The organism is Microbispora sp. CL1-1, from assembly GCF_012034195.1.
Classification (GTDB): Bacteria; Actinomycetota; Actinomycetes; order Streptosporangiales; family Streptosporangiaceae; genus Microbispora.
The window spans coordinates 64,428-85,765 of record NZ_JAATEK010000031.1; the positions used below are offsets into that span (position 1 = coordinate 64,428).

At 72.7% G+C, this 21,338-nt stretch carries 16 protein-coding genes; 8 read left to right on the plus strand and 8 right to left on the minus strand.

Translation table 11 applies throughout. From position 1 onward, the window contains the following. Window positions 1-10 precede the first annotated feature (10 nt). The 5 genes from HCK04_RS44360 to aceB are packed head-to-tail and all read right to left on the minus strand — an operon-like array spanning window position 11 to window position 6,504. A complete protein-coding gene (locus tag HCK04_RS44360) occupies window positions 11-745 on the minus strand; it encodes an IclR family transcriptional regulator (RefSeq protein ID WP_142650572.1) in 735 nt (244 codons plus the stop codon). A 22-nt stretch (window positions 746-767) separates the two neighbouring features. After that, window positions 768-2,024: a heterodisulfide reductase-related iron-sulfur binding cluster gene (locus tag HCK04_RS29105; protein WP_142650573.1), complete on the minus strand. Its 1,257-nt coding sequence runs from the start codon at window positions 2,022-2,024 to the stop codon at window positions 768-770. Beyond that, entirely contained in the window at window positions 2,024-3,439 is a 1,416-nt protein-coding gene (locus HCK04_RS29110) for an FAD-binding oxidoreductase (RefSeq protein WP_142650574.1), read from the minus strand. The genes HCK04_RS29105 and HCK04_RS29110 overlap by 1 nt, the downstream gene beginning before the upstream one ends. Next, window positions 3,439-4,890, minus strand: a complete 1,452-nt coding sequence (locus HCK04_RS29115; protein ID WP_142650575.1) for an FAD-linked oxidase C-terminal domain-containing protein — start codon at window positions 4,888-4,890, stop codon at window positions 3,439-3,441. The genes HCK04_RS29110 and HCK04_RS29115 overlap by 1 nt, the downstream gene beginning before the upstream one ends. 24 nt (window positions 4,891-4,914) lie before the next feature. Continuing rightward, complete coding sequence (gene aceB, locus HCK04_RS29120; RefSeq protein ID WP_142650576.1) at window positions 4,915-6,504, minus strand: malate synthase A; 1,590 nt, start codon at window positions 6,502-6,504, stop codon at window positions 4,915-4,917. A gap of 146 nt (window positions 6,505-6,650) precedes the next feature. Between aceB and HCK04_RS29125 the strand changes: the two genes are divergently transcribed. Continuing rightward, window positions 6,651-7,331 (plus strand): DUF4097 family beta strand repeat-containing protein, encoded by a 681-nt coding sequence (locus HCK04_RS29125; protein ID WP_142650577.1) that lies wholly within the window; start codon window positions 6,651-6,653, stop codon window positions 7,329-7,331. Between the two features lie 9 nt (window positions 7,332-7,340). On the opposite strand, the gene HCK04_RS29130 is transcribed toward HCK04_RS29125, so the two are convergent. Beyond that, complete coding sequence (locus tag HCK04_RS29130) at window positions 7,341-8,693, minus strand: FAD-binding protein (RefSeq protein WP_260617443.1); 1,353 nt, start codon at window positions 8,691-8,693, stop codon at window positions 7,341-7,343. A 221-nt stretch (window positions 8,694-8,914) separates the two neighbouring features. On the opposite strand from HCK04_RS29130, the gene hflX reads away from it, so the two are divergent. The 6 genes from hflX (at window position 8,915) to holA (ending at window position 18,732) form a co-directional block, all read left to right on the plus strand. Further along, window positions 8,915-10,318 (plus strand): GTPase HflX, encoded by a 1,404-nt coding sequence (gene hflX, locus HCK04_RS29135; protein WP_240971913.1) that lies wholly within the window; start codon window positions 8,915-8,917, stop codon window positions 10,316-10,318. Between the two features lie 450 nt (window positions 10,319-10,768). Further along, window positions 10,769-11,977: an imidazolonepropionase gene (hutI, locus tag HCK04_RS29140; RefSeq protein ID WP_142622131.1), complete on the plus strand. Its 1,209-nt coding sequence runs from the start codon at window positions 10,769-10,771 to the stop codon at window positions 11,975-11,977. 231 nt (window positions 11,978-12,208) lie between these two features. Further along, a complete protein-coding gene (locus HCK04_RS29145) occupies window positions 12,209-13,063 on the plus strand; it encodes a DegV family protein (protein ID WP_142650580.1) in 855 nt (284 codons plus the stop codon). A 618-nt stretch (window positions 13,064-13,681) separates the two neighbouring features. Continuing rightward, window positions 13,682-14,785: a ComEA family DNA-binding protein gene (locus HCK04_RS41460; RefSeq protein ID WP_205830834.1), complete on the plus strand. Its 1,104-nt coding sequence runs from the start codon at window positions 13,682-13,684 to the stop codon at window positions 14,783-14,785. Beyond that, entirely contained in the window at window positions 14,782-17,703 is a 2,922-nt protein-coding gene (locus HCK04_RS29155; protein WP_260617444.1) for a ComEC/Rec2 family competence protein, read from the plus strand. The genes HCK04_RS41460 and HCK04_RS29155 overlap by 4 nt, the downstream gene beginning before the upstream one ends. Before the next feature lie 63 nt (window positions 17,704-17,766). Continuing rightward, entirely contained in the window at window positions 17,767-18,732 is a 966-nt protein-coding gene (gene holA / locus HCK04_RS29165) for a DNA polymerase III subunit delta (RefSeq protein WP_205830835.1), read from the plus strand. Window positions 18,733-18,914: 182 nt separating this feature from the next. Here holA and HCK04_RS29170 read toward each other — a convergent pair whose 3' ends face one another. After that, the gene (locus HCK04_RS29170) at window positions 18,915-19,412 is read right to left on the minus strand and encodes a MarR family transcriptional regulator (protein WP_205830836.1); all 498 of its coding nucleotides are present in this window, start codon (window positions 19,410-19,412) and stop codon (window positions 18,915-18,917) included. A gap of 66 nt (window positions 19,413-19,478) precedes the next feature. Between HCK04_RS29170 and HCK04_RS29175 the strand changes: the two genes are divergently transcribed. Continuing rightward, entirely contained in the window at window positions 19,479-20,684 is a 1,206-nt protein-coding gene (locus HCK04_RS29175; RefSeq protein ID WP_142650581.1) for an MFS transporter, read from the plus strand. Window positions 20,685-20,982: 298 nt separating this feature from the next. On the opposite strand, the gene rpsT is transcribed toward HCK04_RS29175, so the two are convergent. Continuing rightward, on the minus strand, window positions 20,983-21,255 hold the full coding sequence (gene rpsT, locus HCK04_RS42830; RefSeq protein ID WP_142650582.1) for a 30S ribosomal protein S20: 273 nt from the start codon (window positions 21,253-21,255) through the stop codon (window positions 20,983-20,985). Between the last annotated feature and the right edge of the window lie 83 nt (window positions 21,256-21,338).

A 21,338-nucleotide genomic window follows, 5' to 3' on the forward strand; every position in this document is an offset into this window, starting at 1 on the left:
CCGCGACCGGTCAGGGGTGGAGGACGGCGGCGCCGAAGTCCTCGGCCACCTTGCGCAGCATCGCGGCCAGCTCCTCGCGGTCGATCGCGTCGATGCGCTCGGCCGGCCCGGACACCGACATCGCCGCGAAGGCCCGCCCGCCGTCGTGGACCGGCACGGCCATGCAGTGGACCCCGCTCTCCTCCTCGCCCAGGTCGAGCGCGTACCCCTGGGCGCGCACCCGGTCGAGCTCCTCCAGCAGCTCGCCGACCGACGTGATCGTCCGGTCTGTACGGCGGGGCAGCCCGGTGCGCCGGAACACCGCCTCCGCGTCGTCCCGCCCGGCCAGCAGGGCCTTGCCGACGGCCGTGCTGTGCGGCAGCACGCGGCGGCCGACCTCGGCGAACATCCGCAGCCTGCGCGGCGAGGGCACCTGGGCCACGTAGACGACGTAGTCGCCCTCCAGCACCGCGAGGTTGGCGGTCTCGCCCGAGAGCTCCACGAGCCTCGCGAGATAGGGCTCGGCCCAGACGGCGAGCATCCGCTCGGCCACGCCGCCGATCCGCACGAGCGCGCCGCCGAGAGCGTAGCGCCGGTCGGACTCCTGCCGGACGTACCCGCGGGCCAGCAGCGTCTGTAACAGCCGGTGGATCGTCCCGTACGGCAGGCCGGTCGTGGCGGCGATCTCCGACAGCCCGGCCTGACCGCCATGCTCGGACAGTGCCTCCAGCACGTCCAGCGCCCGGTCGACGCTCTGCACGCTCACGGCATCCTCCTCCTCGGCGGTGTCATCCTTGACGGGGGGACCATCCCAGGATGCCGGGTTCGAGACCGCGCAGCGAAGCGTCGAGCACCTCGGCCGTGTGCGCGACCCGGATCTCCCCCTTGCCCGCCCTGCGTACGGCGGCCGCGATCTGCATCGTGCATCCCGGGTTGGCCGACACCAGCACGTCCGCGCCGGCGGCGAGCACCCGCTCGGCCTTGCGGTCGCCCAGCTCCCTGGCCGCCTCGGGCTGGAGAAGGTTGTAGGTGCCCGCGGACCCGCAGCAGATCGCGGACTCCTCGATCTCCCGCAGCTCCAGCTCCGGGATCGCGCGCAGCAGCTCGCGCGGCTGCGCGCGCACGCCCTGGGCGTGGGCCAGATGGCAGGCGTCGTGGTAGGCGACCGTGAGCGGCAGCGGGCGGCGCTCGGCGACCGGGCCCAGCTCGATCAGGAACTCCGCCAGGTCGCGGGTCCGCAGCGCCTCGGCGCGGGCCGCCCAGCCGGGCTCGCCGGCCAGCACCTCGGCGTAGTCCTTCATGCTCGATCCGCAGCCCGCCGCGTTCACCACCACGGCGTCCACACCGGCCCGCTCGAACGTCTCGATCGTGCGGCGGGCGAACCTCTTCGCCTCGTCCTCGCGGCCCGAGTGCAGCGACAGCGCCCCGCAGCAGCCCTGCCGGGGCGGGATGACCACGTCGCAGCCCTCCAGCGCGAGCACCCGGGCCGTCGCCGCGTTGACCTGCGGGAAGAACTCGCCCTGCACGCATCCGGTGAGCAGCCCGACCCGCGCCCTGCGCCGCCGCCTCGCCCGCACCAGCGGCGGGAGCCGTACGGGCCGGGGGACGGCGGGGGCCAGCTCGGCCATCGCGCCGAGGGAGGGGTGAACCTCCTCGAGGAACGACTGCAGGCGCCTGATCAGCCGCATGGGCAGCCGCATCGCCCGCAGCCTGCGCCGGTAAGGGAACAACGCGAACACCAGCGCCCGGATCGCGCGCTCGTCGGGGCGGCGCACGTGCTCGCGCTCGACGACCGCACGGGTCTGCTCGATCAGCCGGTCGTACCGCACACCGGACGGGCACGCGGTGACGCACGCCATGCAGCCGAGGCAGGCGTCGAAGTGGCCGGCCATCGCGCCGGTGACCGGCGTGCCCTCGACGTGCTGCCCCATGAGGTGGATGCGCCCGCGCGGGGAGTCCATCTCCTCGCCCCACAGCACGTACGTCGGGCAGGTGGGCAGGCAGAACCCGCAGTGGACGCAGTCCTTGATCAGCTCGGGGTCCATCAGATGCCTCCCGGGAAACGGCCGGGGGAGAGCCGGCGATCGGGGTCGAACCGCTCCTTGACCCGCTGCATCAGGCGGAGCGCGCCGACGTGCCCCCACCGGTCCAGGCGGCGACCGGCCTCGGGCGGCACGGCGAGCACGACGACCCGGCCCTCGCCGTCGGTCTCCATGTGGTCGCGCAGCTGGCTCGTGAAGGCGGCGACCCGTCCGGGCTCGGTGTCCGGCGGCAGGGCGACGTGGAGGACGCTCGCGGCCAGGGAGCCGCGCACCGACGCGCGCACGCCCGCCTCACGGGCCGCCTCGAAGGGGCCGACGAAGCTGCCCGCCAGCCGATAGGGGATGTTCCTGACCTCCAGCAGGATCTCCCCGCCGCCGGTGCTCCCCGTGCCCTCTCCCGCTACTCCGCTCGTCGTGCCCTCGCTGCCCGTGCCTCCGTTCGTCGTGCCCCCGGGTGGCCGGTCCGGCGCCGGCGGCTCGGGCAGGAGTCCCCACCACGGTGGTGGCTCCTCGGTCACCTCCGCCGTCTCGCCCATCAGCCCGCACAGCGCCTTGGCGCGCTCGGCCGCGGCGGCGCCCTCGACCAGGACCGCGACCGTGCAGGGCCCCTCCACATCGGGCCAGTCCACCTCCACCGCACTCGGCTCCAGCGGCGACTCGGTGATCGCCGGGATCGCCGCGTGCAGGGACGCCGCGACGCCCGTGGATGTGGTCTCCAGCGTCTTCCCCTCGTACACGTAGGGCTCGACGGTCACGGTCACCGGCCGTTCGACGGTCGCGGTCACCCAGGCGCGGGCGGCGGGCAGGGGATGGAGGCGGAACGTCGCGTCCGCGATGATCCCGAGCGTGCCGTACGAGCCGGTGAACAGCTTGCCGAGGTCATATCCGGCGACGTTCTTGACGACCTTCCCGCCCGACCTGGCGATCGTGCCGTCGGCGAGCACGACCGTGACGCCGATGAGCAGGTCGCGGGCCGTGCCGTGGCGGAACCTGCGCGGCCCGGCGACGCCGGTGGCCAGCAGTCCGCCGACCGTGGTGCCCGGCACGGGCACGTCGAGCGCGAGCTCCTGCCCCTCCTCGGCGAGAGCGCGCGCGAGCGCCTCCACGGTCACCCCGGCCTGCGCCCGGACGACCAGGTCGCCCGCCGCGTGCTCCATCATCCGGTTCATGCAGCACAGGTCGACGAGCACGTCGCAGCGGCGCGGCGGGGCGCCCCAGTGCAGCTTGGTGCCGCCGCCGGTCGCGACGGCGGCCAGGTCGTGCGCGGCGCACACCCGCATCACGGCCGCGATCTCCTCGGCCGACTCGGGCAGCGCCACCCAGCGCGGCCGAACGCCCGCCACCTCGTCCTCGTCGCCGGCCCCGCGCACGGCCACACCCGTCGCCTCCAGCGCGTCCCTGACGTCCCGCTCGCTCATCAGAACTGCTCCGCCAGACCGGCCTCGACCAGGGGATGGGCGCCCTTGCGCACGCCCGGCGCCTCGCCGCACAGGCGCGGCGTGGGGAAGACCTTGCCGGGGTTGGCAAGCCCCCGGGGATCGAACGCGCACCGCACGAGCTGCATGGTGTCGAGGTCGTCGCCGGTGAACATCCGGGGCATGTAGCGGGCCTTGTCCACGCCGACGCCGTGCTCCCCGGTGATCGACCCGCCGTGCTCGATGCACAGGTCGAGGATGCGCCCGCTGACGATCTCGGCGCGCTCGGCCTCGCCGGGCACGGAGTCGTCGAACAGCACGAGGGGATGGAGGTTGCCGTCGCCCGCGTGGAAGACGTTCGCCACCCGGATGCCGAACTCCTCCTGCAGCCGGTCGATCCCCGCGAGCACGCGCGGCAGCGCGGTGCGCGGCACCACGCCGTCCTGCACGATGTACGCAGGGCTGATCCGGCCCACGGCGGCGAACGCCGACTTGCGGCCCTTCCAGATGGCCGCCCGCTCCTCGGCGGAGGCGGCCACCCGGATCTCGAAGGCGCCGCTGTCGCGGCAGATCCGCTCCACGGCCGCGAACTGGTGCTCCACCTCGGCGCGCGGGCCGTCCAGCTCGACCACCAGTACGGCTCCCGCCCCCGCGGGGTAGCGGCAGTCGACGGCGGCCTCGGCCGCCTCGATCGCCAGCGCGTCCATCATTTCGATGGCGGCGGGCACGACGCCCGCCGCGATGATCGCCGACACGGCCTGCCCGCCCGCCTCGATGCCGGTGAAGGCGGCGAGCAGGGTCGTGACCGCCTCCGGCGCCCGCGACAGCCGTACGGTGATCTTGGTGGCGATGCCGAGCGTGCCCTCCGAGCCGATGAACGCGCCGAGCAGGTCATAGCCGGCGTCCATCGCGGACAGCTCCACGATGTCCCCGTCCGGCGTGACGATCTCGGCGGCGAGCACGTGGTTGACCGTGAAGCCGTATTTGAGGCAGTGCGCGCCCCCCGAGTTCTCCGCGACGTTGCCGCCGATCGAGCAGACCTGCTGGCTGGAGGGGTCGGGGGCGTAGTAGTACCCCTGGTCGCGCACCGCCTCGGTGATCGCCAGGTTCGTCACCCCGGGCTCCACCACGGCCCGCCGGTTCGGGATGTCGATCTCGACGATCCGCCGCATGCGGGAGGTGACGATCAGCACGCCGTCCGTGCGGGGGAGGGCGCCGCCCGACAGGCCGGTGCCCGACCCGCGGGCGACGAACGGCACGCCGTGCTCGCCGCACAGCCGTACGACCGCGGCGACCTGCTCGGCCCCGTCCGGCAGCACGACCACACCGGGGGTCGCCCGATGGACGGTCAATCCGTCGCACTCGTAGGTGCGCAGCCGTACGGGGTCGGTGATGACGGCGTCCGGCGGGAGCACGGCCGCCAGCCGTGCCGTCAGCCGTTCGAGCTCGGACATCGGCTCCCGCTTCCCCTCACATCGTCACGGCATCCGCTCGTACGCCGGAAGCGTGAGGAACTCCGCGAAGTCGTCGTCAAGGGCGACCTCCTTGAACAGCGCCGTGGCCTGCGCGTAGAGCTTCTCGTCGTAGCCCGGCTCGGCGGCGATCCCGGCCAGCTCCTCCTCGATGATCCGCTCGACGAGCTCCCGTGTCACCACCGCGCCGGTGTCGGCCAGTGTGATCTCGTTGTGGATCCACTGCCAGACCTGCGAACGGGAGATCTCGGCGGTCGCGGCGTCCTCCATCAGGTTGTGGATCGCCGCGGCGCCGTTGCCGCCCAGCCAGGCCGCCAGGTAGCGCAGGCCGACGTCCACGTTGTTGCGCAGCCCGGCCTCGGTGATCTCGCCCGGTGTCTTGGAGACCGCCAGCAGGTCCTCGGCCGTGACGTGGACGTCCTCGCGCAGCCGGTCGATCTGGTTGGGCCGGTCGCCGAGCACGGCGTCGAACACCTCGCGGCAGATCGGCACGAGATCGGGGTGGGCCACCCAGGAGCCGTCGAAGCCGTCGCCCGACTCGCGGGTCTTGTCGGCCCGCACCTTTTCGAGCGCGACCTTGTTGACCTCGGGGTCGCGGCGCGAGGGGATGAAGGCCGCCATGCCGCCGATCGCGTGCGCGCCGCGCTTGTGACAGGTGCGCACCAGCAGCTCGGTGTAGGCCCGCATGAACGGCGCGGTCATCGTCACCGCGTTGCGCTCGGGCAGCAGGAACTCCCGCCCCCGAGTGCGGAACTTCTTGATGACGCTGAACAGGTAGTCCCAGCGGCCGGCGTTGAGGCCCGCCGAGTGCTCGCGCAGCTCGTAGAGGATCTCCTCCATCTCGAACGCGGCCGGGTAGGTCTCGATGAGCACGGTCGCCCGGATCGTTCCCCGAGGGATGCCGAGCAGCTCCTGGGCGCGGACGAACACGTCGTTCCAGAGACGCGCCTCCAGGTGCGACTCCATCTTCGGCAGGTAGAAGTACGGCCCGCGGCCCTTGTCGATCTGCCGCTTGGCGCAGTGGAAGAAGTAGAGGCCGAAGTCGAGCAGCGACCCCGACATGCGCGCGCCGTCCACCAGGATGTGCTTTTCCGGCAGGTGCCAGCCGCGCGGGCGCACCACGATGGTGGCCAGCTCCTCGTCCGGCCGCAGCGCGTACGTCTTGCCGCCGGCCTCGAAGTCGATCGTACGGTCGAGGGCGTCGCGCAGGTTGAGCTGCCCGTTGATCGTGTTCTCCCAGGTCGGCGAGTTGGCGTCCTCGAAGTCGGCCAGCCAGACCTTGGCCCCGGAGTTGAGCGCGTTGATCGTCATCTTGCGGTCGACCGGACCGGTGATCTCGACCCTGCGGTCCTCCAGCCCCGGAGCGGGCGGGGCGACCCGCCACTCGGACGCGCGGACGTGGGCGGTCTCGGGCAGGAAGTCGAGCATGCCGCCCGCGGACAGCTCCTCCTGCCGCGCCTGACGTGCAGCGAGCAGTTCCTGACGCCTGGGGTCGAACTCGCGCTGCAAGGTGGCCACGAAGCCGAGGGCCTCGGGGGTGAGGATCTCGTCGAACCGGTCCAGCATGGGGCCCTTGATCTCGACGTCTTCCGCCATTTTCCACCTTCCGGAAAAATAGTTCTGAATCGTGGAATCGACGCTACTTCAGGGAACGTCCGGGGGTCAACGCGGGGGACGGCTCAGGGGATGGTGAGGGACTTCCCCGATGAGAGGGCGCGCACGCATCCCCGAGGATCTAGGGCATGAGACACAAGACGATGGCCGTCGCGGGGGCCGTCCTGGGACTGAGCCTTTCCGTCGCGGCGTGTGACGTGCCACTCAACTTCGGCGGGCAGCAGGCCGTGGAGTCCTACGACGTGAAGGACAAGGTGGCCGTCCTCGACACCCACACGGCATCGGGCGATGTCGTGGTGAGCGAGAGCGACAGGACCGGCGTTCACGTCACCGAGACCCTGCACTGGCGTGGGGACAAGCCCGCGAACGGCCACTCCGTCGACGGGGACACGCTCAGGCTGGCGTACAAGTGCGACGACTGCTCGGTTGACTACAAGGTGGAGGTGCCGCGTGGTCTCACCGTGAAGATCGACACCGGCTCGGGGGACATCACGCTGCGCGACCTGACCGGCCAGGTGAACGCCTCCGCCGGCTCGGGCGACCTCGACGCGCGGGGGCTCGCCGCCAAGCAGGTCAACACCCGCACGGGGTCGGGGGACATCACGCTGCGGTTCACCGCCGTTCCCGACCAGGTACAGGCCGTGACAGGGTCGGGCGACAGCCGGCTCTGGGTGCCGGACGGCGCCTACAACGTCAACGCGGCCACGGGAAGCGGCGACCGCAGGATCGAGGTCCTGGACGACGACTCGGCGCCGCACACGATCACGGTCAGGACCGGATCGGGCGACGCCGAGGTGCACAAGGCATAGCCGGCCGGGCTATCCGAGCACCGGCTGGTTGGCGCGGAAGACGCCGCCGGGGTCGCGGCGGCGCTTGATCTCGCGCAGCCGGGCCAGTGTGTCCGCGTCGAACGCGGAGGCGGCGGTCTCGCCGCCGTTCAGGTAGGTGAACGGCTTGCGGCCGCTCGTGTGCGGCGCCATCGCCTGGGCGATCTCCGCCATCCGCGCGGTGAGCGCCTGCCCGCCCTCCGGCGACAGGACCGGCCCGACCATGCTCAGCAGGTAAGGCTCGGCGATGTGCCCGCACGCCCCGCCGCCGTCGGCGGGGCGCCTCAGTGCGCCGCCCAGGTGACGCACCTGCACAGTGCCCACGGGGGCGATGCCTCCCACGGCCGAGAGCAGGTCGTCCGCCACGGCGTCGCCGAGCCCGGTCAGCAGCTCGGCGCGGCCCGCGCCGGGCACCGGCTGCGTCGGCTCGGCGCAGATGCCGCCCAGGGCGTCCAGGGGCATCGCCGCGCGGCTGTCGCTCAGCGCGCCGGGGATGTCCTCGAACCGCCGGAGCAGGCCGCGCCCCTCCTCCTCGCCGCCCAGGAACGTCGCGTCCACCACGACCGCGGCGAGCCCGCGCAGCGGCTCGGGCACGTGGGGCGCCGCCGGGAACTTCACCATCGCGAACCAGACGGTCAACTCCTCGGGCGCCGCCGCGGTCACCTCGCGATAGACGGCGAGCACCTCGGGCGCCCGCTCGGCGGGCCACAGCATGCGCCCGCCGTAAAGATGCGGCGCCGGGTGCAGGTCCAGCTCCATCGCCGTGACCAGCGCGAAGTCGCCCCCGCCGCCGCGCAGCGCCCAGAACAGCTCGGGGTCGGATTCGCCGGTGACGCGGGCCTGCGTGCCGTCGGCGGCGACCACCTCGAAGGCGCGTACGGCGTCGGCCGCCCAGCCGTGCCTGCGGGAGAACCAGCCGAGCCCGCCGCCGAGGGTGTAGCCGGTGACACTGACGACGGGGGAGCCGCCGGGCAGGCCGGTCAGCCCATGCTTGCCGGTGGCGGTCAGCAGCTCGCCCCACTGCACGCCGGCCTCGACCCGGGCGGTGCGCCGCTCCTGCTGGACCTCCACGCCGCGCAGCCGTCCGGTGCGCAGCAGGATCGTCCCGTCGAGGCGGGTCGTGGCGCCGTGCCCGCTCGGCTGCACCGCGACGGGGAGACCGGCCCGGCCCGCGAAGCCGACCACGGCGGCGGCGTCGGCCGCGTCCTCGGCCTCCACGACCGCGGCCGGGCGCTGGTCGACCGCCCGGTTCCACGGCAGTCGCGCGGCCTCGAAGCCGTCGTCGCCGGGGACGTGGACCTGGCCGCGTACCGTACGGCGAAGGTCGGTGCCCAGGGTTGTCACGCTCTCCTCCTGCTGCGTCCGGGGGCGCCGGTCGGCCCCGCTCGTGATCAACCCTGCTACATCCCGTTTGCCGATGATCGGGAATTCGCTCGGCTCCTGGCGAATCGGGCGCATAAGGGAGTGCGTACGTCCGGGGGGTCGTGTCACCATCGACGGGAGGCATCCGGGGCCTGGGAAGGCATCGGGGTGTCCGACTGTTCTGTCTAGTAGAGATGACATATATGCGAAACGAGCCCGAAGACCTCGCCGTGGGCGATTACGAACTGGAAGAGCGCCAGGCGCTCCGCCGCGTAGCGGGTCTGTCGACAGAGCTCGAAGACATCACCGAAGTCGAATACCGGCAGCTGCGGCTGGAGCGGGTCGTCCTGGTCGGCGTCTGGGCGGGCGGCACCGCGCTGGACGCGGAGAACTCGCTGCAGGAGCTGAAGCTGCTGGCGGAAACCGCCGGATCGCAGGTGCTGGAGGGTCTGATCCAGCGTCGCGACCGGCCCGACCCCGCCACCTACATCGGATCGGGCAAGGCGATCGAGCTGCGCGACATCGTCGCCGCGAGCGGCGCCGACACCGTGATCTGCGACGGCGAGCTGACCCCCGGCCAGCTCCGCCAGCTCGAAGAGATCGTGAAGGTCAAGGTCATCGACCGGACCGCGCTGATCCTCGACATCTTCGCCCAGCACGCCAAGAGCCGCGAGGGCAAGGCCCAGGTCGAGCTGGCGCAGCTGCAATACCTGCTGCCGCGCCTGCGAGGCTGGGGTGGCAACCTGTCCCGTCAGGTCGGCGGCCGCGCCGCAGGCGGCGTCGGCATCGGCGGCCGCGGCCCCGGTGAGACCAAGATCGAGCTGGACCGGCGGCGGATCCGCGAGCGGATGGCCAAGCTGCGGCGGCAGATCAAGGAGATGTCGACCGCGCGGCAGACCAAGCGGCACCGGCGGCAGGCCCGCGAGGTGCCCGCCGTGGCGATCGCCGGATACACCAACGCCGGCAAGTCGTCGCTGCTCAACCGGCTGACCGGCGCCGGCGTGCTGGTCGAGGACGCGCTGTTCGCGACCCTCGACCCGACCGTGCGCAAGGCCCGCACCCCCGACGGCCGCCTGTTCACGCTCGCCGACACGGTCGGTTTCGTACGGCACCTGCCCCACCAGCTCGTCGAGGCGTTCCGCTCGACGCTGGAGGAAGTGGGCGACGCCGACCTGATCCTCCACGTGGTGGACGGCTCGCACCCCGACCCCGAGTCGCAGATCGCGGCCGTGCGCGAGGTGCTGGCCGAGATCGAGGGCGCGCGGGACATCCCGGAGATCGTGGTCGTCAACAAGGCCGACGCGGCCGACCCCGTCGTGCTGACCCGGCTGACCATGAAGGAACGGCACAGCGTCGTCGTCTCCGCCCGCACCGGGGCCGGGATCGGCGAGCTCATGGCCGTGATCGAGCGGGAGCTGCCCCGCCTCGACCACGAGGTCAGGCTGCTGGTGCCGTACGACAGGGGCGACCTGATCGCGCGGGCGCACAGCGAGGGCGAGGTCCTGTCACTGGAGCACACCGGCGACGGCACGGTCCTGCACGCCCGGGTCCTCGCCGACCTGTACGCCGAGCTCGACCGGGTGGCCAAGCCCGTCGAGACCGTCTGACGCCTTCAACGGCGGGTCACCTTCGCGTGTCGGTGGCCCGCCGACGGTTGCCCTTGCTACGATCAGGAAAGCCTAATGGGACCTTATGGCGTGGGTAACGACATGACTCCAGGCAGTGCGGTCACCCTATTCAAGGCGTTCGCGGACAACGGATCGGTTGCGTCGAACCTGATCTCGCCGCAGCGTGTGAGACGACTGATGCGCGGCGATGCGCATGATACCGGCGTACGTTTCTGTCGCTAACCCTGTACATCAAGCCCACCTGTGAAATACCGTAACTGAACTGAATCGCCCGGGTTCGAGATCCCGGCGGTAGGGTCATCGCACAACATCGGTGCGCGATGAGGCAGGAGACCCCCCAATGACGTCCGGACGCGAAGCGGACCCGGCGGGCCAGGCGCCCGCAGGCGGGGGTCGTTCGTCGTCCCGGGGTGTGTGGCAGGTGGTCGGATGACCGTTCGCCTTCTCACCAACATCGGCCGGCTCTGGACCGGACACGATGTGTGCAGCAACGCCGCGATCCTGGTGCACAACGACCGGATCGCGTGGGTCGGCCGCGCCGCCGACCTCCCGCAGAGCGTTCCCGGCGTCGTGGACGACATCGTCGACGTCGACCATGTGGAGAACCTCGGCGGCGCGCTCGTCACGCCCGGCCTGATCGACGCGCACACCCACCCCGTGTACGCGGGCAACCGCTACGCGGAGATGGCGATGCGGTCCGGCGGGTCCAGCGCCTCGGCCATCGCGGCGGCGGGCGGCGGCATCGGCTCGACCGTCACCGTGACCCGTGGCACCGACCCCTGGACGCTGTGCAACGGGGTCCGCGAGCGGCTGCGCGAGTGGCTGCTCGGCGGCACCACGACCGTCGAGGCCAAGACCGGCTACCACCTCACCCGCGACGGCGAGCTGGCCGACGTGCGGCTGCTGCGCGAGCTCGAAAAAGAGCCGATGATGCCGCGGGTCCACGTCACGTTCCTGGCCGCCCACGTGGTGCCGCCGGAATACTTCGGCCGCCAGCGCGACTACGTCGAGGCCGTGGCCTCCTGGTGCGCGGACGCCGCCGGCGCGGGGGCCGACAGCGTCGACGTCTACTGCGACGACGGTCACTTCACCGCCGAGGAGGCCCGCTGGGTGCTGGCCTCCGGCCGCAACGTCGGGCTGCTGCCGCGCATCCACGCGGGCGCCTACAACCGGCGCGGCGCCGTCCAGCTCGCGGCCGAGATGGGCTGCGCCTCCGCCGACCTGCTCCACCACGCCTCGGACGAGGACGTCGCCCTGATGGCGAGGTACGGCGTGCCCGCCGTCGTCTGCCCGGGCGCGGCCCTGCAGGTGGGCCACCTCCCGCCGGTGCGCAGGATGCTGGCCCAGGGTGTCCCGATCGCGCTCGGCAGCGACCACAACCCCGGCCACTGCGGCATCACCTCGATGTCCCTGGTCATCAGCCTCGCGGTGGCGGCGTTCGGGATGAGCGTCGGAGACGCCCTGCGGGCCGCCACGCTCGGCGGAGCCCAGGTCCTCGGCGCTCCCGACCGTGGCATCCTCGCCCCCGGCCGCCTTGCCGACATCGTCCAGTGGGACGCCGACCACGAGGGCGCGTTCGCCTGGTCGTTCGGCCTCAAGCCGCGTCGCGTCTGGCGGGGCGGCGTACCGGTCCAGTAACGGCCGGGATTTTGTGACGGACCGGTTTTGCTGACGGACTGGTTTTGGTGATGGACCGGTTTTGGTGAGGACCGGTTCAGCGACGCGCCGGTTTTCGTGGTGGGCCGGTTCAGCGACGGGCGGGATCGTCGGCGTGACCTGAAGGTTCAGGAAAAGGCCGGCCGGTCCAAGAAAAAGCCTGAAGCTGCCTGAAAAGCTTGCCAGGCGATCACCCACGGGTAATCTCGCGATATGTCACCATCTGTCGCTGTCGTCACCGATTCCACGGCGTACCTCGGCGCCGAGGCGACCGGTAGATGGAACATCACCGTCGTACCGGTACAAGTGATCCTCGGTGATCGCGAAATCGACGACGTTACCTCGTTCGACGCCGGTCTTCTCACGCACGCACTCAAGGCCCGCTCGCCGATCGTCACCTCGCGCCCGGCCCCCGAGCGTTTCGCGGACGCCTACCAGCGGGCCGCCGCCGACGGCGCCACCGCGATCGTCTCCGTCCATCTCTCCGGCGCGCTGTCCGGCACCGCGGACTCCGCACGTCTGGCCGCGCGAGAGGCCTCCGTGCCGGTCGAAGTCGTCGACAGCGGCTCGATCGCCATGGGACTCGGCTTCGCGGCGCTGGCCGCCGCGGGGGCGGCCGCGGCGGGGGCCCCGGTCGCCGAGGTGGCCGACGTGGCCCGGCGGCGGGCCGCCTCCACGAGCACGTTCTTCTACGTCGAGACGCTCGACTACCTGCGGCACGGCGGCCGCATCGGCAGGGTGGCCGGCCTCCTGGGATCGGCACTGTCGATCAAACCGCTGCTGCGGATGGCCGACGGCGAGATCGGGGTCCTGGAGAAGGTCCGCACCGGGAGCCGTGCCCTCGCCCGCCTGGAGGACCTTGCCGTCGAGGCGGCCGGGGACCGGCCCGTCGACGTGGCCGTGCAGCACCTGATGGCGGCCGAACGGGCCGAGGCGCTCACCAAGGGCCTGACGGCGCGACTGCCCAGGCTCGTACGGATGTGGGTGGCCGAAATCGGCCCGGTCCTCGGCGCCCACGTCGGCCCCGGCATGCTCGGCGTCACCATCGCCCCCGCCACCCTGGACTGAGCCCCGCCTGAGCCCCGCCTGAGCTGCGCTTCGCGCCGCGCCGCGCGCTGGGTCGTGCTTTACGCTGAGCCGCGCCTGAGTCGCGCTGGGTCGCGCTGTGCTGAGCCGTGCCGCGCTGTGCTGAGCCGCGCCGCGCTGGGTCGTGCTTTACGCTGAGCCGCGCCGTGTCGCGCCGGGCACGCCGGGCACGCCAGGCTGCACTTCGCGCTGAGTCACGCTGGGCCACGATGCTGTGCCGAGCCGTGCAAGTGCCACAACTCCGCAGTCGCGCACTGCCCCACCCCACCTGCCCGTGCGCTCCTCCCAATCCCCGCCGCGCCGCCGTGCTGCGACTGCGTCCGTACCCTGCCACGTGTTGTGCCGCACGGTCTGTGCACGGGTGCTGTTCGGGACGTGCAAGCGCCGCATTTCCGCAGTTGTGCGCTGTCCCACCCCGCTCGCGCGCGTCCCAACCCCGCCGCGCCTCCAGGCCTGTGCGGCGCCCCGACCTGCGGTGTGCCGTTGGCCGCGTTGCGCCGTGGGGCGGTGAGCTTGACGGGCGACCGGGGGTTCGCAGGTTATCCACAGAACCACGTTCGGTGACGAGCGGGGTCTCGGCGAGTCCCTACCGTCCATGGCGTGCGAAGCAAGGAGTCTCCTGGGGCCGCGCGTGGCGTCGTCGGCGAGTCCCGCCTGCGCGCGCTGCTGCGTCCACTCGATCCGGTTCCCCCGTCCGCCCGCCTGCGATCGACGCCGTCCCCGCCCGGGCCGCCGCCGTCGTTCGGCGCTCCCCACATCGTCCGTACGGAGACCTACGTGCCCGAGCATCCGACGGAGGCCGAGGACGGCCCCTACCGCGAGGAGACCTTCATCCTGCCCGAGGAGGCCGCAGATCAATGGGCGGGCCGCCCAGACGGGTCGGCAGGACGTTCCGGCGTGCCAAGCACATCCGTGCCAGACCTGAGAACGCGCGGACGGGCGGCTCTCGGTCGCGCCCTGCCACGGCTCGATCCGGGCATGCCCGGGCTGCGGGTGCTCGTGGCCGCCGGGCTGCTCGCCGCGGTCGTCACCGGGGTCCTGGCCTGGCGGTCGAGGCCGGTGGCCGAGCCCATCGCCCCGCCGCTTCCGGCCGCCGCGGTTCGCGACCTTGGTTCTGCCGCAGATCATGGCGCGGATTCCGCTGCCGGCCGCGACGTGCCGCCTGGTTCGGCGACGCCCGCGTCTCCGGGCCCGGGAGCCGACGGCGGGCCGGGCGCGACGGCCTATGTCGCGGGTGCCGGTTCTTCCACGGTCACCACCCCGGGGTCGCCCGCGCGGGTCGTCGTTTATGTGACGGGCAAGGTTCGCCACCCGGGAGTGTTCGTCCTCGCGTCCGGCGCGCGGGTCGCCGACGCGATCGAGGCCGCAGGAGGTCTGCGGAAGGGCGCGAAACCGGGTGCCATCAACCTGGCCCGGCGTCTGGTGGACGGTGAGCAGATCGTCGCCGGAAGCCCGGCGGCGGCCGGTGCGGACTCCGCCTCCGTCCCTGGATCGACCATGGTGCCCGGAGCGGGCGTGGTGAACCTCAACACCGCCACCGCCGAGCAACTCGACGCGCTGCCCGGGATCGGCGGCGTGATCGCACAACGGATCGTCGACTACCGGAACGCGCACGGAGGCTTCCAGAGCGTCGACCAGTTGAAGGAGGTCCCGGGCATCGGAGACAGGAAGTTCGCCGAGATGCGCGACAAGGTCTCCGTGTGACCGCCGTCGGCTTCCCTCACGGCCTGACCGGGGACCACGACGAGCCGGACAGCGGCCCGACGGTCTGCAGTGAGGCCGGGTGCGCTGAGCGGGGGTGTGCCGGGCGGGGCTGCGACCTGCCGGGGTGTTCCGGGTCGGGGTGTTCCGGGTCGTGGCGTGACGAACCGGGCGACGAGCCGGGCAGCGAACCGGCAGGGCGCGACGAGGCTGGACAGGGCCGGGCGGTCTCCGGTCCGGTGGCTCTGGCCGCTCCGGCGGTGGCCGCCTGGCTCACGGCGCTCGTGCTGCTCGGCTGCTCCGCCGTCGCCGGAGCTGCCGTGGCACTGGCCGCGACCATCGCGGGCGCGGTCATGTGGGCGACTGCGTGGACCGCCGGGCGGCGCGGCAAGCGGGCAGGTGGGAGACTCGCCGACCTGGTGGGAGCGCCGGGGGCCGCGCTCCGGACCGCCCTTGCGGTGCTCGCGTCCACCGCCGTCACGGCCACGGTGACGGCGTTCATGGTCCACCGGGTGACGACCGGGCCGGTGCCGGACCTGGCCCACCGGAGCGTCTCGGTGACCGCGGAAGCCGAGATCACCGACGATCCGCGCATCCGGCCGCACCAGGGCGGGGTGTCCCGGCGGGAGACGGCGGTCGTCCAGGCCCGGATGCTGCTCGTGTCGGCCGCTCGGGAGCGGTACGCCGTGGACGTGCCCGTCGTGCTGCTCGGTCCGGCCGACGGCTGGCGTCCGCTGCTGCCCAGCCAGCGGGTCAGGGTGCGCGGGCGGTTGAGCCCGGCGGAGCAGGGTGAGCCGGTCGCGGCCGTGATGCTCGTCCGGGGGCTGCCCGAGCCGATCGGCACGCCCTCGGCCGTTCAGCGTACGGCCGGGGTGCTACGCGAGGGGCTGCGGGAGGCGAGTGGCGTGCTGCCGGACGACCAGCGCGGGCTGCTGCCCGGCCTGGTCGTCGGCGACGTGTCACGCCTCGACGAGGAGGTGCGGCTCGACCTGGTGACGGCGGGCCTGAGCCACCTCACCGCCGTATCCGGCACCAATCTGGCGATCGTGGCGGGTGCTGTGCTGGTGGTCGGGCGCTTCGCCGGCCTGCCCCTGGCACTCCGGGCCGTCGTCGCGGTCATCGCGATGATCGCTTTCTCGGTCGTGGCGAGGCCGTCGCCGAGCGTGCTGCGGGCCCTCGTCATGGGAACCGTCGCCGCCGTGGCCCTCGGCACCGGCCGCACCCGGGACGGCGTGGCCGCCCTGTCGGCGACCGTGCTGGGGCTGGTCGTGTTCGATCCCGGGCTGGCCCGTCAGTGGGGCTTCGCGCTGTCGGTGTTCGCGACCGGCGGCATCCTGATCCTCGCGCCCCGATGGCGCGACCGTCTGACGGCGCGCCGGGTGCCCCGCCTGCTCGCCGAGGCCCTGGCGGTGTCCGCCGCGGCGCAAGCCGCGGTCACGCCCCTGCTGGTGCTGATGTCGGGGCGGCTCGACCTGGCGGCGGTCCCGGCCAACCTCCTCGCGGAGCCCGCGGTGGCGCCCGCGACTGTGCTGGGGTTCGGGGCCGCCGTGGTCGCTCCGGTGAGCATGGACCTGGCCCGGCTGCTGGTGCGTCCTGCCGGGTGGGCGGTCGGCTGGATCATCGCGGTGGCGCAGCGGGCGGCGGACCTTCCGTTCGCCTCGGCGGAATGGCTCGGGGGAGTGGCGGGCGTCGCCGCGCTCGCGGCGGCGGCCGTCGCGGGATGGCTCGTGCTGCGTGGCCGTGCGCGAAGACGCCTGGTGGCGGCGCTCTCCGCTGGGGCGCTGCTCGCCGTGCTCGTGGCCGTGCCGGTGGTGTCCCCCTGGCCGCCGCCGGGATGGCTGCTGGTCGTCTGCGACGTAGGCCAGGGGGACGCCCTGGCGCTGGCGGCCGGTCCCGGCCGGGCCGTGATGGTCGACTCCGGGCCGCAGCCGGGCCCCGCCGATCGGTGCCTGCGCGCTCTCGGAGTACGACAGGTGCCGCTCGTGGTCCTGACTCATCCCCATCTCGACCATGTCGGCGGGCTGCCGGGCGTGCTGCGCCGCCGGGCGGTGGGGGCGGTGGTCGTGAGCCCGAGCCGCGTGCCCGAGGGCGAGGCCGTACGGGTCTCCGCGCAACTCAGGGCGGCGCACATTCCGGAATGGCAGGCCGTCCCCGGAATGCGGTGGCGGTTCGGACCGAGCGAGATCACCGTGCTCGCCCCCGAGCCCGGTGTGGGGCCGCAGGGCCCCGGCGAGGGGGCGGTGTCCAACAACGCCAGCGTCGTGCTGCTGGTCCGGTGGTTCGGACCGTCCACATCGCCCGGCGGCTCGCCCGCGGCGCCTGGCGGGTCGCTCGCAGCACAGGGCACAGTGACAGCGCCAGGCGCTGCGGGAGTGCAGGCTCCGGCAGCGGAGGGGGCCGCGGGAGCGCAGAGCGCAACGACAGCTTCCGGCGCTGCGACAGCATCCGGCCCAGCCGCAGCGCCGGGAGTGCCCGGAGCGTCGGCGGAGGCGGCAGCTCCCGGAGTGCGGCCGGTGGCGGGGCCGATGGTGGGGCCGATGGTGGGGCCGATGGTGGGGCCGATGAAGGGGGCAGTATCGGGGCCGGCTCTGGGGACGGCCCTGCTCGCCGGTGACCTGGAGACGGAGGCGCAGGAAGCCCTGGTGCGGCGCGGCCTGCCACGGGTCGACCTGTTGAAAGTCGCTCATCACGGCTCGTCTCGACAGGCACCTGCCTTTCTCGCCGCCACGGGCGCGCGGGCCGCTCTCATCAGCGTCGGCGCGGTCAACGACTATGGGCATCCCGCCCCGCTGACGCTGCGGCGCCTGCGCTGGCTGGGCATGCGCCCCTACCGCACCGACCTGTCCGGGGACATCGCCGTCGTCGCCACTGACGACGGCCTCGCGGTGGTCGTACGGGGCAAAGGAGCGCGAGCCAGGTGAGAAGGCGAGGGAGGGGTGGCGGTGGATGTGCCCCGGCCGCCGGGGCGTGGCATGCTGCGTGACATGGCGAACCCAGCACCTGTGACCCTGGTCGTCGGCGACGAGGAGTTCCTGGCCGATCGCGCCGTCGGCTCCATCGTGGCCGCCGTACGCGCCGAGAATCCGGGGGCGGAGCTGCACGACCTTCAGGGGAGCAAGGTGGAGCCGGGGGAGCTGACCGGGCTCGTTTCCCCCTCGTTGTTCGGTGACCGCTCGGTCATCGTGATCCGCGGGGCGCAGGATCTCTCGAAGGACGTCATCGCCGAGATCGTGAAATACACCGCCCATCCGGCCGACGACGCCGTGCTGGTGCTGGCCCACGCCGGTGGGGCCAAGGGGAAGGCCCTGGTAGACGGGGTGAAGAAGGCGGGCGCGGACGTCGTCACCGTGGCCAAGCCGAGCAAGGCGGGGGAGCGGCTCGACTTCATCAAGGCCGAGGTACGCAGGGAGGGCCGCTCGATCTCGCCCGCCGCCGCCCAGGCGCTGCTCGACGCGGTGGGCAGCGACCTGCGCGAACTTGCCGCCGCCTGCAATCAACTCGCTTTCGACACCGAGGGCAAGAACATCGACGAGGCGGCGGTCGCCAAGTATTACCGGGGACGCGCGGAGGTCAGCGGCTTCACGATCGCCGACCTGGCCATCGAGGGTCGCTTGGGGGAGGCGCTCGAACAGGTCCGCTGGGCCGTCGCCACGGGCGTGGCGCCGGTGCTGATCGTCAGCGCGCTCGCCGGGGGCCTGCGCTCGCTCGCCAAGGTGGGCGGGGCGCCCCGCAACCTGCGCGGCGGCCAGTTGGCGAGCCACGTGGGCATGCCGCCATGGAAGATCGACCGGGTGAAGCGCCAGCTGTCCGGTTGGGGGCCGGACGGGATCTCCACCGCCCTCCAGGCCGTGGCCACCGCCGACGAGCAGGTCAAGGGTGGTGGCACCGACCCGGCGTACGCGCTGGAGAAGGTTGTCCACACGATCGTGGCCAGCCGGAACAAGCGCTGATCCCGCCCTCTCGGTTCGGGACGTCACCGAGGGGGCCGGACGCCCGTCCGGGGCCGGTCGCCACGCCCGGTCGCGGGAGCCGGTCGGCCACGCCTGGCCCAGGAGCCGGTCGCCAGGTTTGATCCCGGGAGCCGGTCTGCCATGCCTGGTCCAGGCGGGGCCCGCCGCTCCCCGTCCACGAGTCAGGCGCGGCCGGGGTTCTCCACGCGAAGCAGCATTCGCTTGAGCAGCGCCGCGAGGATCTCCTGGTCGTCCGGCCCCAGAACGCCCACCATCGCGTCCTCGACCTCGCCGCGCAGATCCATCGCCTTGAGCCAGATCGCGCGGCCTTCGCTCGTCAGCTCCACGTCCACCCGGCGGCGGTCCTCCACGCTGCGGATGCGCCGGACGAGCCCCGCCTTCTCCAGGGTGTCCAGGCGGCCCGTCATGCCGGCGGGGGAGACCTTCAGCTCGGCGGCGAGCTCGGACGGGGTGGCACGGCCGCCCTCTCCCCGGGCCCCGAGCCAATGCAGGGTCTCGTACTCGAAGTCCTGCAGGCCCACCGCGGCGAGCGCACTGTCCTTCGCTTGAGCGAGGTGCTTCACCAGGAACTGCATGCGCGTGACGATCGCCTCCACGCGTTCGTCGAAGGGCGCCTTCCCGCGCCACCGCGCGATGTGCCGGTCCACCGAGTCGTCCACGGGGCAATCCTACGCCAGATAAAAATACGTTGACGGAAAATTCGGTGGCGAAATACCTTGCCTCGCATGATTGCATGTCTGGTCGCCGGGCGGACGGTCGCGGCGCTCGCCACCGCCCTCATCCCCACCGGGCTCACCCTCGCCGTCATCAGGGTGACCGGCTCCGCCCTCGACCTCGGGGTCGTCCTCGCCGCCGAGATGCTGCCCATGCTCCTGCTGCTCCCGGTCGGCGGAGTGTTCGCCGACCGCTTCCCGCCGAGGCGGGTGATCCTCGTGGCCGACATGGTCCGCTGCGCCGCCCAGATGACGCTGGGGGCGCTGCTTCTCCTCGGGCATCCCTCTATCGCGCTGATGGCGGGACTCGCGGCGCTCACCGGAGCCGCGGTGGCCTTCGGCGTCCCGGCGGTGTCACCGCTGGTCATCGGAGTGGTGCCGGCGGAGCGCCGGCTCCGGGTGAACGCCCACATGGGAGTGGCAAGCGGCGTCGCACAGATCGCCGGTCCCGCGCTCGCCGGAGGCCTGACGCTGTGGCTCGGGCCGGGATGGTCCTTCCTGCTGACCGGGATGCTGTTCGCCGGATCCGCGATCACGCTGGGCGGCCTGGTCACGGCTTCGCGGCCGGCGTCCGAACGCGATCACCTCCTCCACGACCTTCGGGAAGGGTGGCGCGAGGCGCGGCGGCACCGCTGGTTCCTGATCAGCGTGGCCGGGCACGGCGTCTGGCACCTCGGGGCGGGCATCCTGCTGACCCTCGGTCCGGTCATCGCCGTACGCAGCCTGGGCGGGGAGTCGGTGTGGGTGGTCGTCGCGCAGGCGGGAACGGTGGCGACGGTGCTCGGCGTCTTCGCGGCCCCCAGGCTGCGGATCCGGCGCCCCCTCGCCGTGGCGGCGGTCGGCGCGGCGGTCTACGCATGCCCGCTCGCCGCCTTCGCGTTCCCCGCGGAGTTGCCCGCCCCGGCGGTGGTCGTGACCGCCGCGTACGTGATCGCCATGCTGGGCGTGGGGATGCTGACGCCGCTGTGGGAGACGGTGGTGCAGCAGCGTGTGGAGCCGCAGGCCCTCGGCCGGGTGGACTCGCTCGACGCGCTGATCTCCTTCGCGGCACGGCCACTCGGGCTCGCCGCGGCCGCGCCGGTCGCCGCCTGGGCCGGCGCCGCGGCACCACTGCTCACGGCGGCGGTGCTGGTGGCCGTGGTCAACCTGGCCGTGCTCGCCCTGCCCGAGGTCCGGCGGCGTACGACGGAGAAGGCGGCGCGGCCCATGCCCGCCTGACATCCGCGGCCGTCGCCCGCCTTCCGCCCCGGCAGCCCTTACGGGTCCTGACGCCGGCGGCCCTCATCGGCCCGGCAGCCTCCTGTCGGCCTGACGCGGGCAACCCTTATCGGCCCGGCAGCCTTCGCCGGCCTGACACCGGCAGGTGCCCACGTCGTACCAAGTCGCCGTCGGGCATACGAACGCCGTCGGGCATACGAACGCCGTCGGGCATGCGACAAGGGCGCGCCACGCCGGCGGGGGTACGCGAAAACGCCGCACCCCCGCGAGGGGGATGCGGCGTGCGCGTCGGTACGACCTACTTGGCGGCCTGCAGAGCGGCGGCGCGCTTGGCGATCGCCGACTTCCGGTTGGCGGCCTGGTTCTTGTGAATGACGCCCTTGCTGACGGCCTTGTCGAGCTGACGGGACGCGGCCTTGAGCGCGACGAGGGCCTCGTCGACGTTGCCCTGGTCGGCAGCCTCGCGGAACTTGCGGACCGCGGTCTTCAGGGACGACTTGACGGCCTTGTTACGCAGCCGGCGCTTCTCGTTCTGCCGGTTGCGCTTGATCTGGGACTTGATGTTCGCCACGAAGAAAGCCTCAGTGTTAAGTCTTGGTCGGATGGGGCGCGCGGGCTGGTGAGAGGGCGCGCCACACGCAGTTGGACAGGATA

Bases quoted from the DNA above. Each gene is read 5' to 3' on its own strand.
- HCK04_RS29105 (WP_142650573.1), bottom strand. From the start codon at position 2,024: ATGGACCCCGAGCTGATCAAGGACTGCGTCCACTGCGGGTTCTGCCTG.
- HCK04_RS29110 (WP_142650574.1), bottom strand. From the start codon at position 3,439: ATGAGCGAGCGGGACGTCAGGGACGCGCTGGAGGCGACGGGTGTGGCC.
- HCK04_RS29115 (WP_142650575.1), bottom strand. From the start codon at position 4,890: ATGTCCGAGCTCGAACGGCTGACGGCACGGCTGGCGGCCGTGCTCCCG.
- aceB (WP_142650576.1), bottom strand. From the start codon at position 6,504: ATGGCGGAAGACGTCGAGATCAAGGGCCCCATGCTGGACCGGTTCGAC.
- HCK04_RS29125 (WP_142650577.1), top strand. From the start codon at position 6,651: ATGAGACACAAGACGATGGCCGTCGCGGGGGCCGTCCTGGGACTGAGC.
- hflX (WP_240971913.1), top strand. From the start codon at position 8,915: ATGCGAAACGAGCCCGAAGACCTCGCCGTGGGCGATTACGAACTGGAA.
- hutI (WP_142622131.1), top strand. From the start codon at position 10,769: ATGACCGTTCGCCTTCTCACCAACATCGGCCGGCTCTGGACCGGACAC.
- HCK04_RS29145 (WP_142650580.1), top strand. From the start codon at position 12,209: ATGTCACCATCTGTCGCTGTCGTCACCGATTCCACGGCGTACCTCGGC.
- holA (WP_205830835.1), top strand. From the start codon at position 17,767: ATGGCGAACCCAGCACCTGTGACCCTGGTCGTCGGCGACGAGGAGTTC.
- HCK04_RS29175 (WP_142650581.1), top strand. From the start codon at position 19,479: ATGATTGCATGTCTGGTCGCCGGGCGGACGGTCGCGGCGCTCGCCACC.